The 17,702-nt window shown below is 41.5% G+C and carries 14 protein-coding genes; 7 read left to right on the forward strand and 7 right to left on the reverse strand.

Annotated elements, in window-relative coordinates; genetic code table 11:
- Positions 1 to 37: 37 nt before the first annotated feature.
- On the reverse strand, positions 38 to 280 hold the full coding sequence (locus T7867_RS05015) for a type B 50S ribosomal protein L31 (RefSeq protein WP_068216401.1): 243 nt from the start codon (positions 278 to 280) through the stop codon (positions 38 to 40).
- A gap of 160 nt (positions 281 to 440) precedes the next feature.
- Between T7867_RS05015 and T7867_RS05020 the strand changes: the two genes are divergently transcribed.
- The 5 genes from T7867_RS05020 (at position 441) to T7867_RS05040 (ending at position 7,175) form a co-directional block, all read left to right on the forward strand.
- Positions 441 to 2,102 (forward strand): hypothetical protein, encoded by a 1,662-nt coding sequence (locus T7867_RS05020; RefSeq protein WP_322299905.1) that lies wholly within the window; start codon positions 441 to 443, stop codon positions 2,100 to 2,102.
- Between the two features lie 40 nt (positions 2,103 to 2,142).
- The gene (locus T7867_RS05025; RefSeq protein ID WP_322299906.1) at positions 2,143 to 3,975 is read left to right on the forward strand and encodes an ABC transporter ATP-binding protein; all 1,833 of its coding nucleotides are present in this window, start codon (positions 2,143 to 2,145) and stop codon (positions 3,973 to 3,975) included.
- A 64-nt stretch (positions 3,976 to 4,039) separates the two neighbouring features.
- The gene (lpcA, locus tag T7867_RS05030; protein ID WP_068216407.1) at positions 4,040 to 4,627 is read left to right on the forward strand and encodes a D-sedoheptulose 7-phosphate isomerase; all 588 of its coding nucleotides are present in this window, start codon (positions 4,040 to 4,042) and stop codon (positions 4,625 to 4,627) included.
- Entirely contained in the window at positions 4,614 to 6,152 is a 1,539-nt protein-coding gene (locus T7867_RS05035; RefSeq protein ID WP_245660199.1) for a YifB family Mg chelatase-like AAA ATPase, read from the forward strand. The genes lpcA and T7867_RS05035 overlap by 14 nt, the downstream gene beginning before the upstream one ends.
- Positions 6,153 to 6,281: 129 nt before the next feature.
- Positions 6,282 to 7,175, forward strand: coding sequence for a DUF72 domain-containing protein (locus tag T7867_RS05040; protein WP_322299907.1), 894 nt, complete (start codon positions 6,282 to 6,284; stop codon positions 7,173 to 7,175).
- Here T7867_RS05040 and acs read toward each other — a convergent pair whose 3' ends face one another.
- The 6 genes from acs to T7867_RS05070 all read right to left on the reverse strand — a co-directional run bounded on the left by acs (position 7,176) and on the right by T7867_RS05070 (position 15,999).
- Positions 7,176 to 9,074 (reverse strand): acetate--CoA ligase, encoded by a 1,899-nt coding sequence (acs, locus tag T7867_RS05045; RefSeq protein WP_322299908.1) that lies wholly within the window; start codon positions 9,072 to 9,074, stop codon positions 7,176 to 7,178. It lies immediately after the preceding gene.
- 188 nt (positions 9,075 to 9,262) lie between these two features.
- Positions 9,263 to 9,502, reverse strand: a complete 240-nt coding sequence (locus T7867_RS05050; RefSeq protein WP_322299909.1) for an ABC transporter permease — start codon at positions 9,500 to 9,502, stop codon at positions 9,263 to 9,265.
- Positions 9,503 to 9,522: 20 nt separating this feature from the next.
- Entirely contained in the window at positions 9,523 to 11,613 is a 2,091-nt protein-coding gene (locus T7867_RS05055; protein WP_322299910.1) for an ABC transporter permease, read from the reverse strand.
- Positions 11,614 to 11,735: 122 nt separating this feature from the next.
- Positions 11,736 to 14,393 (reverse strand): FtsX-like permease family protein, encoded by a 2,658-nt coding sequence (locus tag T7867_RS05060; protein WP_322299911.1) that lies wholly within the window; start codon positions 14,391 to 14,393, stop codon positions 11,736 to 11,738.
- The gene (locus T7867_RS05065) at positions 14,380 to 14,727 is read right to left on the reverse strand and encodes a PadR family transcriptional regulator (protein WP_322299912.1); all 348 of its coding nucleotides are present in this window, start codon (positions 14,725 to 14,727) and stop codon (positions 14,380 to 14,382) included. The genes T7867_RS05060 and T7867_RS05065 overlap by 14 nt, the downstream gene beginning before the upstream one ends.
- Before the next feature lie 156 nt (positions 14,728 to 14,883).
- Positions 14,884 to 15,999, reverse strand: coding sequence for a TolB family protein (locus tag T7867_RS05070; protein ID WP_322299913.1), 1,116 nt, complete (start codon positions 15,997 to 15,999; stop codon positions 14,884 to 14,886).
- Between the two features lie 59 nt (positions 16,000 to 16,058).
- Here T7867_RS05070 and T7867_RS05075 point away from each other — a divergent pair, with 59 nt between their 5' ends.
- The gene (locus T7867_RS05075) at positions 16,059 to 17,294 is read left to right on the forward strand and encodes a M28 family peptidase (RefSeq protein WP_322299914.1); all 1,236 of its coding nucleotides are present in this window, start codon (positions 16,059 to 16,061) and stop codon (positions 17,292 to 17,294) included.
- Between the two features lie 12 nt (positions 17,295 to 17,306).
- A complete protein-coding gene (locus T7867_RS05080) occupies positions 17,307 to 17,645 on the forward strand; it encodes a potassium channel family protein (protein ID WP_221405965.1) in 339 nt (112 codons plus the stop codon).
- The last annotated feature ends 57 nt before the right edge of the window (positions 17,646 to 17,702 follow it).

The following is a 17,702-nucleotide window of genomic DNA, read 5'->3' on the forward strand; positions in this document are numbered from 1 at the left end:
GAGACTTAGATAATGTCTTAAAGTATTTTTAAGCTGATTACTTTTTGTAACGTCTGTTGAATTTCTCAACACGTCCTGCAGTATCAACAAATAGTTTCTTACCAGTGTAGAAAGGGTGTGATGCAGAAGAAACTTCCACTTTAATCACAGGGTAAGAATTACCATCTTCCCACTCAATGGTTTCACTAGAAGTCATAGTTGACTTAGTTAAGAATTTGTGCTCACTTGAAGTATCGTAAAATACAACTGTGTTATAATCAGGATGAATGTCTTTCTTCATGGCGTCTAAATTATATCTCCCTCAAAAAGGACTGCAAATGTAGTGACTTTCGTTAAACCACACAAACATCTTTCTTTTATAATTAAATAAAAATCAATGAATTGAGTTTTTTCTATCGCTCTAGCCTCAGTAACTATTATCTTCACCTTGAATTTCAACTATGAAAAAGCTATTCATCGCCACGCTATTGGGCTTTCTGCTCTTCGATCTGCAAGCTCAAAACACTTTCATTCCTTATAACAGAGACTATTATCATTTAATAGACAGGTTTCAGATTATGTACACCAGCAAAGATAATTTGCTGCAAACCACATTGAAACCCATTAGAAGAGCTTCGCTATCGAACTTTCTATTAAACATTGAAGGAGAATATGAGGGCATGTCTGAGCTAGACAAGTTCAACTATGAATTCCTTATGAATGACAACTGGTATAACACCAAGTCGAAATTCAATGACAACCCAAAAAGCTGGTGGGACTTAATGTACGAGCGAAAGTCTGACTTTTATGTGTATAAAACGGATGACTTTGTTCTGAGAATAAACCCAGCCCTCACTTTTTCTGGAGGAAAAGGTAGCGATGAAGACCAGGTTTTATATACCAACACCAGGGGAGCAGAAATTCAGGGCGAGATAGATGGAAAGATTGGTTTCTACTCCATGCTTTCTACTACTCAGGCAAGGTTTCCTATGTACGTTCATGATTTCATAAGAACCAACCGGGCCTTCCCGAACGAAGGATTCTGGAAAGACGGTGAAGGAAACAGCAGAACGTGGGATTTCTTCCATGCCCGAGGTTATTTGACCTTCAACCTAACCAAAAGCATTAACGTGCAAACTGGGTACGACAAGCATTTTATGGGAAATGGAATGCGTTCTTTGATGCTTTCCGACTTCTCTAGCCCAATGCTTTTCGGGAAAATCACCACTCAATTGGGACCTTTTAGACTTACTAATCTGTTTGCTGAGCTAACGGAAGACATTGAGTTTGCGGGTCAAAACCCGGGAGATGGAAAATATCCGAAAAAGTTCTTAGCCTCACACAGAATTGATGTCAGCATTCTGCCCAACCTAGAAGTAGGTTTGTTCGAGGCAATTGTGGCCGATAGCGCCAATATCAACTACTTCAACCCTGTAATTTTCTATAGGTCTATTGAGCAGCAACAAGGCAGCCCTGACAATACATTAATAGGAATGGACTTTAAGCTGAACTTAAAGAAGCAATACCAGATTTATGGACAGTTTATCTTCGATGAGTTTGTCATTAGCGAACTCAGGTCTGGTGGAAGCTGGAGAAATAAGTTTGGCGTGCAATTAGGCGGTAAATATCTGAATGCTTTCAACATCTCTAACCTCGATCTTCAGGCAGAATTGAATATCGCAAGGCCTTACCTGTATGCTTATGAAAGACCAGCCCTTAGTTTTTCTAACTACAGAAATCCATTGGCTCACCCTATGGGAGCTAACCTAAAAGAACTTGCTCTAGTGGGTAGATACCAGCCAATCCCTAAACTTTTTGTGACAGGCAAACTTATTCGGACCCAGTATGGAGAAGACGAAAATGGTATTAGCTATGGTGGTTACGTGTTGAGTGACACAGACAACAGAGTTCAAAATGGCGACTTTGAAATTGGCCAAGGAGTGGCAACCACCAATACTTATTTCGAACTAACCGGAAGCTACATGCTGTTGCACAACGTGTTCTTAGACTGGAAAAACATTTACAGAAAGAAAGATAGCGAGATTGATGCACGGTCGGCTAGCAGCTTTATGACCATGCTTTCTTTACGCTGGAACCTTCCGCAAAGAGAGCACGAATTCTAAACAAAGCTTTTATTTACATAACTTGCCAGCCGATTAACTCATGAATACATACGGTCGGATAATTTCATTTGCTAAACCTTACCACAGGTATTTCCCGCAATACATAGTTTTTGCCCTATTAGCAATCATTTTTAGCCTTATGAACTTGGCCCTATTGAAGCCATTGTTCGAGGTAATTTTCGAAACTAAAACAGAAGAAGAGTTAGCTAAACTAGCTAATGTTGGCGAATTCAGTTTGAGCGGCTCTTATTTTACAGGACTGTTTTATCAAAAACTGCTTGAGGTAAAAGAGGCTTACGGCAAGAATAGCATTCTAATCTATGTGAGTATAGTTATAGGTACATCAGCTATGCTGTCGAACCTTTTTACCTACCTCTCCAATGTTACAATGGGATATTTGAGAGCTGAGGTGATTCAAAAAATTCGAAATAAAGTATTCAATAACACCACTGGTTTACACTTAGGCTTCTTTGCCGGAGAAAGAAAAGGAGACATTATGTCTCGAATGACCAACGATGTCCAGGAAATTGAGGTAACATTGATTAGCTCCATTAAAGTATTTTTTAGAGAGCCTGCCACAATTATTGTATATCTAACGTTTCTGTTTTTCACCTCTGTAAAGCTCACGCTTTTCACCTTGATCTTCTTCCCGATTATGGGGACAATCATTTCAGAAATTGTGAAAAGGCTTAAAAAGAAAGCTATTCTAAGTCAAGAGTCTTTGGGTCGAATAGTGAATCTGATGGATGAGGTTTTTGGTGGAATGAGGGTTGTAAAGGCTTTCAATGCCAAAGGTTATGTGAATGATCTTTTCAATAAGGAAACCAACCAATACAAGAAGATTAGCATGTCGATGTCTCGGAAGAACGAACTAGCTTCCCCGACATCTCAATTCTTGGGAATAATTGTGGTGGCTACCCTCCTTGTGGTAGGTGGAAACTTGGTACTGAGCAATGAAAGCGACCTTGAAGCAGAAGAACTTCTCACCTATATTATTGTCTTCAGCCAGATTTTGAACCCTGCAAAAAGTATATCGCAAAGCATTAGCAATATTCAGCGCGGTCTTGCTTCTGCTGAAAGAATTTTCAAGCTGATTGATGAAAAACCAAAAATCGAAGATTCACTACACCCTACTCAGGTCGAAGAATTTAAGAACTCCATCAGCTTCAACAATGTGAGTTTTACTTATGAGAAGGAACCTGTTTTGCAGAACATCAACCTAGAAGTTAAGAAAGGCGAAACAGTAGCTTTGGTAGGTTCTTCAGGAGCGGGCAAGTCTACTTTAGCCGATTTGATTCCAAGATTCTACGATCCTACAGAGGGAACAATCACTATCGATGGCACTTCAACCAAAGACATTCAAATTAACTCTCTCAGAGATTTAATGGGCATAGTGACTCAAGAGTCTATTCTATTTAATGATACCGTGGCCAGCAACATTGCCTTTGCCATGCCTCATGCAAAGGAAGAAGACATTATTCAGGCCGCTAAAATTGCCAATGCACACGACTTCATCATGGAACTGGAGCATGGCTACCAAACCAACATCGGAGAGCGTGGTGGTAAGCTTTCAGGAGGTCAAAGACAGAGAATCAGCATAGCCAGAGCAATAATGAAAAACCCTCCAATTCTGATTCTTGATGAGGCCACCTCTGCCCTAGACACCGAATCAGAAAAGCTGGTTCAAGAAGCCTTGAGCAACCTGATGAAAAACAGAACTTCTGTGGTAATTGCCCACCGCCTGAGCACCATTCAGCATGCCGATAAAATTGTGGTAATGGACAAAGGCCGCATAGTTGAACAAGGCACTCACGAAGAGCTATTAAAGCTTGGAGGCATTTACCACAAGCTAACACACATGCAATCAGTTTAGATTAATTCAAGTAATTTTTGGCTTATTACCCGCCAATTCGTTTTATTTATTCTACTCAAACCAAATGGAGAACCAAGACCTTATTCTTAACGAGTTAAAAGAAGCTGCTAAAGTATTAGATCAGTTTCTCTCTAACGATGCCAATATTCAAGCTATTAATGATGCTGCTATGCTAATGGCCGATGCCATAAATGCAGGCAACAAACTATTTAGCTGCGGTAATGGAGGTTCTCATTGCGATGCCATGCACTTTGCTGAAGAACTTACCGGAAGGTATAGGGAAGACAGAAAAGCATTGCCAGCCATTGCTATTTCAGACCCAAGCCATATTTCATGTGTTTCTAACGACTTTGGTTACGATGCCATTTTCTCCCGATACATTGAAGGGCTAGGAAAAGAAGGCGATGTATTGGTTGGCATAAGCACAAGTGGCAACTCAAACAATATTCTGAGAGCTGCGGCTATGGCCAAGCAAAAGAAAATGAAAGTGGTGGCCTTTACGGGTAAAAATGGCGGTGAGCTAGCGGAATTAGCCGATGTAGAAATTCGTGTTCCGCACTTTGGCTATGCCGATAGAATTCAGGAAATACACATCAAGGTGATTCACATCATCATTCAATTAATAGAAAAACACACAATTGGAACTGTCTAAAGGATATGGAAGTGCAGTATTTGGCGTAGATGCGCAAATAATTACTATTGAAGTCAACATTGTTGATGGAACCAAGTTTTGGCTTTCTGGCCTGCCCGATAGTGCCGTAAAGGAAAGTGAGCACCGCATTGAGTCGGTATTCAAGTATTTTGAGTACCGAATGCCTCGCAAGAAGGTGGTGGTGAATATGGCTCCGGCCGACATCCGCAAAGAAGGCTCTTCCTATGATTTACCCATTGCTTTAGGCGTGCTCAAATCTTCAGGCCAAATCATTGCAGATGATTTAGAGAAGTATGTCATTATGGGTGAATTGGCTTTAGACGGAACGCTTCGTCCAATTAAAGGCGCTTTACCTATTGCCATTGAAGCTAGAAAGAATGGATTCAAAGGCTTTATACTTCCTTTGGAGAATGCCAATGAGGCGGCCATTGTCAATAACTTAGACATTATTGGAGTTACTAATTTGGTGGAAGCGATTGAGTTTTTGGATGGATCCAGACCAATTGAACCCATCACTTATGATACCCGTGAGCACTTCTTCAACCACCTGAATGACTATGAAGCTGATTTTGCGCACGTTCAGGGTCAGGAGAATATAAAACGAGCGTTAGAAATTGCTGCCGCTGGCGGACACAACGTAATCATGATTGGCCCTCCGGGAGCCGGTAAAACCATGCTCGCCAAAAGGCTTCCATCTATTCTTCCTCCACTCAGTTTGCAGGAAGCTTTGGAGACCACTAAGATTCATAGTGTAGCTGGAAAACTAGGTTCGAATGCTCAACTGATCACTAAAAGACCTTATAGAAGCCCTCACCATACGGTTTCAGATGTGGCTTTAGTTGGTGGAGGTGGAGTTCCACAGCCCGGTGAAATTTCTTTATCTCATAATGGGGTGCTATTTCTTGACGAACTCCCAGAGTTTAAAAGAACCGTATTGGAAGTTATGCGTCAGCCGCTAGAAGAACGAAGAGTGACCATCAGCCGAGCAAAACTTTCGGTAGATTTCCCTGCCAACTTTATGCTCATTGCTAGCATGAACCCTTGCCCATGCGGTTATTACAATCACCCGGAAAAAGAATGCGTTTGTGGTTCAGGTCAAGTACAACGATACCTGAACAAAGTAAGCGGGCCTCTTTTAGATCGAATCGATTTACATGTAGAAGTAACACCTGTGTCTTTCGATGAGATGACTCAGAACCGCAAAGCGGAAAGCAGTGAAGTAATTCGTGAAAGAGTAATATCCGCAAGAAAAATTCAGCAAGAGCGATTTAAAACGGAAGGCATTCATTCCAATGCCATGATGGGCAGCCAAATGGTAAAAGAGCTTTGTCAGATTAATGAAGCTGGAAAGACCCTTCTTAAAACTGCTATGGAAAGGCTCGGACTTTCTGCCAGAGCTTATGATCGAATACTTAAAGTTAGCAGAACCATTGCCGACCTTGATGGCAAAGAGAACATTGGCATTGAGCACTTAGCCGAAGCAATTCAATACCGAAGCCTCGACAGAGAAGGCTGGGCGGGTTAGTCTACCCTCGATTTACCCTAACCCTGAAGGGGATCTCCGGATTTTCGAACTTATTACCCTTCAAGGTTGGGGTAAGATAAGATCGAAAATCTGCCTTTATCGTATTAACTTGGGTTCTAAACATCTTATATGAAATTCGGAAGCGTCTCCAACCCAGAAGAAATAGATTTTACTTTACCGAAAGATCATTCGGGAACTGCCTCTGTTCTAGAAAAATCAGACTACAAAGGTAAGCCTGCTGTTTACGTTGGCTGCGCGAAATGGAACCGTTCCGATTTGAAAGGGTTCTATCCTAGAGGCACTAAGGATGAGCTGACCTACTATGCTACTCAGTTCAATAGCATTGAGTTGAACGCGACTTTTTATAATTTCTATAACAAGGAGCAGTACAAAGGATGGGCAGATAAAACTCCAGATGACTTTAAATTCTTTCCGAAGATCAATCAGATGATCAGCCATATGAAAAGGCTGAATGATGTAGGTCATTATACCGAAGAGTATGTTCATGCATTAGCAGGTCTGGAAGAGAAGTTAGGAATGGTTTTCCTCCAGCTTCACAACAATTTCGCGCCTAAGAACTTTGACAGACTGGAGAAATACCTGACTGAATTTCCAAAGGGAATTCCTCTGGCTGTAGAGGTGCGCCACACAGATTGGTTGAATGATCCAGAAGTAGCGGAGTCATTCTACAAGCTTTTGGAGGGGAATGATGTATCGAACATCATTACTGATACCGCTGGCCGAAGAGACCTGCTACACATGCGCCTAACCACACCAGACGTTTTCATTCGCTATGTGGGTGCCAATCACGATTCTGACTACACTCGTTTAGACGACTGGTTGGAGCGCATTAAAAGCTGGGTTGAAATTGGCGGCTTGAGAAATATCTACTTCTTCGTTCATCAGAATCTTGAAAAAGCGTCTCCATTGCTTTCTGGCTACTTCATTAAAAAGCTGAACGAGGAATTGGGATATGATTTACATATCCCTGAAACACAAAGCACTCAAACGAATCTTTTCTGATTAAAGCCCCGCTCCTTTAATTATATCATCTACTACCTCAGGATTAAGGAGCGTGGAGGTGTCTCCAAGGTTTGAGAGGTCTTTGCTGGCCACTTTGCGCAGAATTCTTCTCATGATTTTTCCAGAGCGGGTTTTTGGCAGGCCTGGCACAATCTGCACCACATCTGGCTTGGCAATTGGCCCAATGATTTTACGAACCGTATCCTTAATTTCATCTTTAAGGCTTTCTTCGGTTCTGCCAGACATATCACAGATGACATAAGCATAAATGCCTTGTCCTTTCACATCGTGAGGATAACCCACCACTGCTGACTCTATCACTTTCGGATGTTCGTTGATGGCATTTTCAACCTCAGCTGTTCCCATTCTATGGCCAGAAACATTAATTACATCATCTACTCGACCCAGAATTCTCAAGTAGCCATCATGGTCGCGTTTGGCACCATCGCCAGTAAAGTACATGCCTTTATATGTCGAGAAATAGACATTTTTACACTTTTCATGATCGCCATATGTTGTGCGAAGAATAGAAGGCCATGGGAATTTGATGCAGAGATTTCCCTCTACATTGTTGCCAGTAAGTTCCTTTCCATCAGCATCCACAATGATAGGCTGAATACCTGGAAGTGGAAGTGAAGCATGAGCTGGCTTGTTTGGGGTAATTCCTGCTAAGGCCGAAACCATAATCCCTCCAGTTTCTGTCTGCCACCAAGTATCTACTAGCGGGCAGTTGCCCTTTCCAATATGATCGTGATACCAATGCCATGCCTCTTCATTGATAGGTTCACCTACCGAACCTATTACTTTCAATGACTGAAGGCTGTAAGGTTCCACTGGCTCTAGCCCATGCGCTTGTAAAGCTCTTATGGCGGTAGGAGCTGTGTAGAACTGATTCACTTCATATTTATCGCAGATTTCCCAGAACCTACCCGCGTGAGGGAAGGTTGGAACCCCTTCAAACATTAGGGTAGTGGCTCCAGAGAGCAGAGGGCCATATACAATGTAAGAGTGACCTGTAATCCAACCAATGTCTGCAGTACACCAATAAACATCTCCCTGAGTGTACTGAAATACATTTTCAAAGGAATACTGTGCGTAAACCATATAACCGCCAGTAGTGTGAACCACACCTTTTGGTTTACCCGTTGAGCCAGAGGTGTAGAGAATAAAAAGCATGTCTTCAGAATCCACTTCAACTGCCTTAAATTCTTTAGGTTGACCTTCGATGGCATGATGCCACCAGATGTCACGACCCTCTTTCATAGACACATCTTGTCCTGTTCGGTTCAGTACAATTACTTTTTCTACGCAGGAGCACTTTTCTAAAGCCTCATCTACCACTTCTTTAACGTCAATTTGCTTGGCTCCTCTGAAGTTGCCATCTGAAGTAAGCACCATTTTGGCTTCGCAATCATTGATTCTATCGGCTAGAGAAGAAGAGGAGAAACCCGCAAAAACTACTGAGTGAATGGCTCCAATTCTAGCACAGGCCAGCATAGCCACTGCTGCCTCAGGCACCATTGGCATGTAGATAATTACCCTGTCGCCTTTGCCAACTCCTTGCGCCTGCAAAGCATTGCAAAATTGGTTGGTCATTTCATACAACTCTCGATAAGTAACAATTCGGTTGGTTTCATTCGGGTCGTTTGGCTCCCAAATAATTGCAGGTGTATCGCCTTTGGTGTAGAGGTATCTTTCAAAGATGTTCTCCGTGATATTGAGCTTGCCATTGACAAACCACTTTACGTCTGGCCCCTCAAAATCCCATTCTAAGGTCTTATCCCAAGACTTGCGCCAATGAAAAGATTCCGCAATTCTGGACCAGAAGGCTTCTGGCTCAAGTACACTTTTTTGGTATTCGTGGATATATCCTGAAAGGGTTTGAATTTTATGGCTCATAGGTGCTGAGTTGAATTGTCAATTAGAAATTAGCAATAATCAATTGGCCGAATAAGTTAATGGATTCCGCTTTTAAGCCCAATGCTATTGGTGAAAATGGCAGTATTGTTCAGGTTTTGGATGAAAAAATGCGCTCCCAACGAAATACTGTTTCGTGAGAGCGCATCTGACATTACTTCGTTTCGACCTTACTCGTACCTCAAACTCTTTACTGGGTTTGCACTGGCTGCTCTTATAGAATGATAGCCAACGGTCATTATAGTGATTAGCAAAGAAGCTACTCCTGCAATGAGGAAGACAATGGCGCTGATCTGAATTCTGTATTCAAAATCACCAAGCCAATTATCCATAAAAAAGTAGGCCAAAGGCGCTGCAATCAAAAAGCCAACGCCTACAAGCACCAAGAAGCCTTTAGACATAATTAGCATCAGATTTAGAATGCCAGCCCCTAAGACTTTTCTAATGCCAATTTCCTTTGTTCTGCGGCAAAACTCGCCAAGCCAAATAGACCTAGAAGTGAAATGAAAATGGCAATACCAGAGAAATAGTTGGCCAACAAACCAATGGTGGTTTCTCCTCGGTATAGGTTTTCATAGGTTTCGTCTAGAAATCTATAAGTGAATGGGTAGTTGGGGTTCAATTCTTTGGTTAAATCTTCTAGATAGCCAATACCTGCTTCCGTATTACCATTCATTTTAGCTATAAAGTAATTGGCGTTTTCAGGCCGAAGCGAGATAACGATAGGGTCGATGTTTTGGTGAAGAGAGCTGAAGTGAAAGTCTTTAACAATCCCGATTACCTTGCCGGTTCTACCCCAAAAAGTGACTGGGTAATTCAAAGGATCTTCAACATTCATGGCTTTTGCCGTTTGCTCATTAATAATCACGTTGAGCGTATCGCTAACTAGGTTAGGGTCGAAGGTTCTACCCTCTAGCATTTCCATCCCTAAGGTTTCAATAAAGCCTTCGCCTACCTGCAATACATTAAAGAGTGTTTCATTTTGATCCGTTTTTCCTTCCCAGCTGTACCCACCAGAGGTAGACGAACCAATATTAATTGGGGTGTTGCTGGCCACTGTGATATTTGTAAAACTGGGGTTATCTAAAACCCGAGACATGAAAAGCTCAGCACTTTGCTCATTGGCTAAGTCTCCTTCAATAGGCAGGTAAACAATGTTTTCTTTCTGATAGCCTAGATTTTTGTTCTTCACAAATTCCATTTGTTGATGGATGACCAAAGTTGAGATGATCAAAAATGTAGAGATTAGGAATTGAAAAACTACAAGGCCTTTTCTAATTCCGTTCGACCAACCTGAAGTTTTAAAACTTCCTTTGAGAACACTCACAGGTTTAAAGCTGGATAGAATCATGGCCGGGTAACTTCCAGCCAAAACACCAACTATTAGCCCAACTCCAATCAGCAGCCCAATTTGATTAACGTTTTGGTAGCTGAATGTCAGCTCTCTTTGAATGAGCTCATTTAAGGAGGGAATAAGTAAGGAAATGAATAGGCCACTCAGCAATGCCGAAATGAGCGCCATAATGGTGGACTCGCCAATGAATTGAAAAACCAGTTGCTTTCTAGACGACCCAACCACTTTTTTCACCCCTACTTCCTTAGCTCTTTTGGTAGACCTTGCTGTGGCTAGGTTCATAAAGTTGATACAGGCAATTACTAAAATGAAAATGGCTACTACCGAAAATAGCCTTACGTATACTATTCTGCCTCCAGATTGCTTGCCATCTTCCCAGCTGCCTTTTAGGTAAAGATCTTTAAGTGGAAAAAGGAATAGGTCGACCACTGAGCCCTCGTTTCGCTCTTTTACAAACCCTTTTATCTTTTCGTTAAAGGCTTGATAGTCTACTCCTGGCTGAAGTTTCACCATTCCTCTGATGCCATTATTACCCCAGTCTTCCAGCCAATCATTCTGTCTGAACCAAGGTTCATAGGGCATTACAAAATCGAAGGTCATTGAAGAAGTTGTAGGCACATCTTCGAATACTCCACCCACTCGGTATTCTCCCCAGCCATTAACCGAAAGGCTTTGACCTAAGGCAGTATTTTCTCCGAATATCTTTTCTTTTAAGCTCTGCGATAAATAAAGAACGGTTGGCTCTACTAATGAATTTTCTTTTGAACCTTCGATAAATTTGGTGGAGAAAATATGGAAGAAATCTTCGCTCGCTACACGGCCGGTTTCTTTAAAGCTCTGGTCTCCATTAGTAAATAATCGTTCTTGCTCCCAAGTGAATTGGGCAAAATGCTCTACCTCAGGCATAGCTTCCTTCATAGCATCTTTGAGCGGACCAGGGTTTGCCGATGTAGTGAAAACCGTTCCAGAATAGTCCTGATTTTCCATCATCTGATAGATTCGGTCTACATCTGAATGAAACTGATCGTATTGTTTTTCGCCCTGAATATAAATGAGCAATAGCATGCTGGCAGTAATGCCCACGGTAAGGCCTAATACATTGAGTAATGCATAGGCGCGCTCTTTCCAGAAAACCCGAAGAGCGGTTTTAATGATTGTTTTAAACATGTTTTGAGTTTTTAGACCTAAAAAAATGAATTCACTAGGAAGACGAACCCCTAGAGAACTCATTACACAGACTCAAAAAATGTTAGTTGGTTGCAAAGAAAAATCAAGAACCGCTCTAAGAACTACTCCATTCGTAAAGCATTCGCAGGATTACTTTTGATGGTAGCTATAGAGATTAGACTGATAGTTCCACCAATCAGCAATAATACTCCCAAAGCAGTTATACCATAAACCATAGGACTAATACCCGACTGATAAGTGAAGTTGCTAAGCCAATCGCTCATAAAAAAGATGGATATTGGAATGGCAACAACTAACGAAGCTCCAGCAATAAAGAGATACTTCATATTCATCAACCAAAGGATTTGCTTAGCCGATGCTCCTAACACTTTTCTGATGCTAATCTCTTTTACTCTCTGCTTGATGACCAAAGAAATAACGCCTAATAAACCTCCACAAGCCAAGAATATTGAGATGACAGAAAGAATAATCGTAAGCCTAAGTGTTCGTGCCTCCTCCTGATATAGCTCTTCAATTTGGCTATCTAGAAATCTATAACTAAAGTCAATTTCAGGAACAACTTCCGTGAACTTAGATTCAACCTGCTCCATAATCTCAGGTAAATTATTCGGGCTGAATTTGGTCACCAAATAATTTGTAGCATTCTCGTTAACCATCAAAATCATTGGCCTAATCGGAACATGTAACGAATTATAGTGGAAGTCTTTTACCACCCCAACAACAGTACCTTTTACCAATTCCTCATTGTTCACCCAATACAGCTGCTTCCCTACAGGGTCTTCAGCATTCAGGTCGCGAACAGCGGTTTCATTCAACACAAAAGCTGTTCCGGCAGAGTCGGCCGCAAACACATCGTCTAGCATTCTGCCATCTACCATTTCCAGACTCAGCGTGCTGGCAACATCTTTATCTACAAACATTTCAGAAGCATCTACCCTCAACTGTGGATTCTCTTCTAAGTATAAAGGATGCTGATTGAATTGCCCTCCAGGAACATTAGAAACAGCCGAAGTTTGGCTAATTCCCGGAATGGAAGTCAGCTCATCTTTAAGCACCTTAATTTTCTGACTACTTGTTTGCCCTACAATTTCCAACACCATTAGATTTTCCTGATCGAAGCCTAAATCCTTATCCTTCAAAAACTGAATTTGATTACGAATAATCAGGCTTCCGCTAATGAGAATAACCGTAGCCACAAGCTGAATTCCGAGCAGACCATTTCTCAAATTAGAACCTCCAAGCTTGGTTAGTTTTAAGCCTCTCAGAATACTGCCGGCCTCAAAAGAATTTAGATAAACAGAAGGGTATAGCGCTGAAACCACAGCAGTAAACACGGCTATCAACACCATGAAAACCATTACATCGGCTTGCCATAAATTTTCAATGACAACACTTCCATCCACTAAATGATTAAAAGGCGTTTCGAGTGAATACATAACGAAAACAGCAATAATCAAAGCCAGAAAAGTAGTGACTAAAGCCTCTACACTGAACTGAGCAAAAATTTGTGATCGGAAAGCGCCAAGCGTCTTTTTCACCCCTACTTCTTTCAGTCTCTGGGCTGCTCTGGCTGTATTCAGGTTTACAAAATTGATAATAGAAATAAGTAGGATGAATAGTGCGCTTACTCCATATATAATCAGATAACTGAAACTACCATTGGGCTCCAACTCCCAGCGAATATTAGAGTGTAAGTGAATGTCTTGAATAGGCTGAAGTTCGAAACCTACTTCTCTGGCTTTCAAGCTTTCGACATTATCATCCGACCAATTGAGGTACTTAGGCGCCCAATCGGGAATTTTGGCTTCTAGGTTTTCAGCCGATGCACCAGCACTCAGCTTAACGTAGTTAAAGTGCCCAAAATCATCCCAAGACATCCAGGGATCATTAAAGTCTAGCGACTTTATACTCACATAAGAAATAATAAAGTGGAAGTGGAAGTGAGACGCTTTAGGAGCATCCTCCACAACTGCTGCAACCTCCAGCATGTCTTCCATTCCGTTGAAGCTTAATCTTTCCCCAACCGGATTTTCATCTCCAAAAAATCGCTTAGCAGTCGACTCCGAAAGCACTATGGCCCATGATGTTTTCAATGCCTCTTTAGCATCACCCTGAATGGTTTTAAAGCTAAATACATCGAAAAAAGTACTGTCTGCAAAGAACCCGTCATTCACCTCGTGCTCAACATTATTCTGCCTATGGGTAAGCAAAACACTCGCTTTGGTTAGGCCAGGACCATAAATAGGAGAAAGACTTACCGCTTCAACTACTTCAGGAAAATCACTGACCATGGCTTGTGCCATTGGGTGAGGCGTACGCGTTTGCGGATTTTCATTCATCCAGGCAATGCGATAAATGTCATCGGCATTTTCGAAATGAGAGTCATAAGACGTTTCGAACTTCAGGTGTAAATAAATAAATCCACAAACGGTAAAGGCCAAAATAAGGCCCAATAAATGAAAGCTCGTTTGCATTTTATGACGCATCATTCCGCGCCAAGCAAATTTGAAATAGCTTCTGTACATGATGATAAAATTTGAGTTTTGACCGATTTTTTTAACCGCGAAAGGACGCAGGAAATTGAACAAGTGGAACCAGTAATGAAGGTTAGCCCTCCACTTAGGGTTTTCCTCTCGCTCAGCTTGATAGTATTCAAAGAGGTCACCTTCAATTTCTTCTAGCAAACGACCTTTGCAGAACCAATGCAACAGCCGGCTGCCAAATTTAGGTGGCTCAAAGAAGTTTTTAGAATGAGACAACTCTGGCTAGTTTGAGTGCTACATCTGGTATCTGACTGAACAAGCTATTGCGTAGCTCATGGTTTTTCTCCAATGCTCGTTTGCCTTCAGCAGTAATAGTGAACAAGCGCTTTCTGCGGCCTCCTCTCTCGTGGGTTGCATCAGCCAAATTAGACTCTAAAAAACCCTTTTCCGCCAACCTGCTCAATGCAGAATGGACAGCACCTATAGCTACCTTTCTCTTGGTCTGGTTGATAATTTCTTCCCGAATACTCAAACCATAAGCCTCAGGATAAAGCACTCCAACAATTAAAAGTACCAACTCTTCAAACTCACCTAACTGCGTTCCTTTCATCTATCCAATTTTCGTATTTGTAGAACAAACATATAAACAAATTCTACAATTATGAAATTTGATTTAAAGAAGACATAAAAAAAGCAGGACATACCATCCTGCTCTATTCAATAAATACGCTATTTCAAGGCGTTCTTGGGCAATCATTAATACCTCTTACCCCCCAATCCACTCGGCTACGAAGAGGTTGGTATCTCTTGTTCCGCCATTGTTTCGGTTAGAAGAGAACACAATGTACTTACCATCATTTGAGAAAACAGGGAATGCATCGAAGGTTTCATCATGGGTGATTCTGGTCAAACCAGTTCCATCAGTATTAATCATATATAAGTTGAAAGGAAAACCTCTGGTTGCCGTATGATTACTAGCAAAGATGATTTTCTCGCCCGAAGGATGAAAAAACGGTGCCCAATTGGCCTGTCCTAAGTCTGAAAGTTTTCTCAAGTCGCTGCCATCTGCATTGCAAATGTAAAGCTCCATGTCGGTTGGCATTACAAGGCCTTCGGCCAACAAGTCTTGGTACTCTTTTATCTCTTCTTCAGTTTTTGGTCTCGAAGAACGGAAGATCAACTTACTACCGTCAGGAGAGAAGAAAGCTCCTCCATCATAACCTAATTCACTAGTGATTTGCTTTACATCCGAGCCATCAATATTCATGGTAAAAAGCTCCAAATCGCCAGTCCTCATAGAAGTGAAAACAATTTTGTCTCCCTTTGGAGAAACCGTGGCCTCTGCATCGTAACCTGGCTCACTAGTCAATTGGCTAATGATATTTCCATCAAGATCTGCAGTGAAAATATCGAAGCTCGGATAAATAGGCCAAACATATTTGCCATCAGCTCTTCTTTCTGGAACAGGCGGACAGTCCTCATCTCCTAAATGAGTGGAGCCGTAAACTATTGTTTTATTATCCGGCAAAAAATAAGAACAAGTTGTTCTGCCCATTCCCGTGCTCACCATGGTTGGAGCATTATTCTTCAGGTCATCATTTCTCCAGTCTATAACATAAATTTGGTCGCAGTTTGCTCCCCATTCGCTGTAATCTGACTGAAAAACCAAGTAATTATCATCAAAGCTCCAATAAGCCTCTGCATTGTTTCCACCAAAGGTCAGTTGTTTAATATTCTTCAGATACTTCATTTCTTCTGGGTGAAGAAGAAGCGAGTCGGCAGCAGAATGTGCATCGGTTGTGGTAGTGCTATTCGACTTTTCCTGATTACAAGAAGCTAATGTTACAAGCGTTACTAATAGTAGTAGATAATGTCTAATCATGATGGGCAATTAATGCCGCGAAGATAATCATTATTATCTTTGACTTAAATCTTGAGCATATGAAGCGACTTTATACCATTCTCGCCTTGGCTTTTTTAGCAACGGCTTGTACAGACTTTACCACCGACAAAGAGTTGATGACTGGCCTAAAGGAAGACATTACTTATTTAGCAAGCGATGACTTGGAAGGCAGAGCCATTGGTACCGATGGTGAGGTTTTGGCTGCAAAGTATATTGCCGATAAATTCAGGGAAATAGGTCTGGAACCAAAAGGAACCGATAGGTACTTTCAGGTTTTTAAGGTGAATAAGCCTTCAAACCCACATGAAGAGGCCGTAATTGGAACGAATGGAGAAGGTATTTCTGGCAGAAATGTAGTGGGCTATATAGACAATGGTGCTGAGTATACCATTGCTCTGGGTGCGCATTACGATCATTTAGGCTACGGCAATGAAGGCTCTTTGTACAGAGGTGAAGGTCAGGCAATACACAATGGTGCCGATGATAATGCCAGTGGAACAGCTGCTTTAATTCAATTGGCAGAGATTTATGCTGGCAAAAAGGCTAATTACAACTTCCTGTTTGTAGCCTTTTCCGGTGAAGAGAATGGTCTTTGGGGATCTAACTATTACTCAAAGAACTCAACGGTATCGATAGATAGCATTAACTACATGATTAATATGGATATGGTTGGTAGGTTGAAGGAAGACAACTCTTTGGCTATATATGGAGCAGGAACTAGTCCGGTGTGGAATGAGGTAATTAATAAAGTGAATTACGATTCATTAAAGCTTGTTACCACCGAATCTGGAGTAGGTCCATCTGACCATACGTCTTTCTATCTGCAAGACATCCCAGTACTTCACTTTTTCACCGGTCAGCATGAAGATTACCACAGACCTACTGATGATGAGGATAAGATTAATTACCCTGGTATGATTAAGGTGATCAGATACATAGAAAGGCTGATAGATAACCTAGATGATAAAGAGAGGCTAGCATTTACCAAAACTAAAGATGATTCTGGCGACTCTCCAAGGTTTACGGTTTCCCTCGGAGTGGTTCCAGATTACTTATATGATGGAAAGGGCATGCGTATTGACGGAGTAACCGAAGGAAAACCCGCCTCTGCAGCCGGAATGGAAAAAGGAGATGTTGTAATGAAGTTAGGAGACTCTACCATTGTAGACATGATGGGCTATATGCGAGCATTAAGCGCATTTGAATCTGGCGATGAAACCACCGTAGAGTTCAAGCGTGGAGAAGAAATAAAAACAGCTAAGGTTAAGTTCTAAATTGGTTTTTGCGTGAAATTCGTATTTCACACCCTTATTGAATTTCTCAAAGACAAGCATTATCGCAGTCTATTAGGAGCCTCTATAGGCATCTTATTTGGTGGTGCGTTGGTGTACCATTATCTGGAAGGCTGGTCGTATTTAGACTCCCTGTATTTTGCGGCTATTACATTGAGCACTGTAGGTTATGGCGATTTTTCTCCTCAGACTGATTTAGGAAAGCTATTTACTATAATATACATAGGCATAGGAGTTGGACTCATTCTGGCATTCATCAATGCTGTTTACAAACATTTTCAGCAAGTAAGTCGGGAGTATCCGAACGTCATTAAAGGAAAAAAGAAGCAGTAAGCCATCATATATTCACTTAAACTAAGCTTTGTCAGGTTTTACTTTTCTCTAAAATGA

The organism is Roseivirga spongicola, assembly GCF_034376045.1.
GTDB classification, from domain to species: Bacteria; Bacteroidota; Bacteroidia; order Cytophagales; family Cyclobacteriaceae; genus Roseivirga; species Roseivirga spongicola.

Coding starts and splice junctions, on each gene's coding strand:
- T7867_RS05050 (WP_322299909.1), bottom strand. CDS start 9,502: ATGCTAATTATGTCTAAAGGCTTCTTGGTGCTTGTAGGCGTTGGCTTT.
- T7867_RS05015 (WP_068216401.1), bottom strand. CDS start 280: ATGAAGAAAGACATTCATCCTGATTATAACACAGTTGTATTTTACGAT.
- T7867_RS05070 (WP_322299913.1), bottom strand. CDS start 15,999: ATGATTAGACATTATCTACTACTATTAGTAACGCTTGTAACATTAGCT.
- T7867_RS05065 (WP_322299912.1), bottom strand. CDS start 14,727: ATGAAAGGAACGCAGTTAGGTGAGTTTGAAGAGTTGGTACTTTTAATT.
- T7867_RS05040 (WP_322299907.1), top strand. CDS start 6,282: ATGAAATTCGGAAGCGTCTCCAACCCAGAAGAAATAGATTTTACTTTA.
- T7867_RS05055 (WP_322299910.1), bottom strand. CDS start 11,613: ATGTTTAAAACAATCATTAAAACCGCTCTTCGGGTTTTCTGGAAAGAG.
- lpcA (WP_068216407.1), top strand. CDS start 4,040: ATGGAGAACCAAGACCTTATTCTTAACGAGTTAAAAGAAGCTGCTAAA.
- T7867_RS05075 (WP_322299914.1), top strand. CDS start 16,059: ATGAAGCGACTTTATACCATTCTCGCCTTGGCTTTTTTAGCAACGGCT.
- T7867_RS05020 (WP_322299905.1), top strand. CDS start 441: ATGAAAAAGCTATTCATCGCCACGCTATTGGGCTTTCTGCTCTTCGAT.
- T7867_RS05025 (WP_322299906.1), top strand. CDS start 2,143: ATGAATACATACGGTCGGATAATTTCATTTGCTAAACCTTACCACAGG.
- acs (WP_322299908.1), bottom strand. CDS start 9,074: ATGAGCCATAAAATTCAAACCCTTTCAGGATATATCCACGAATACCAA.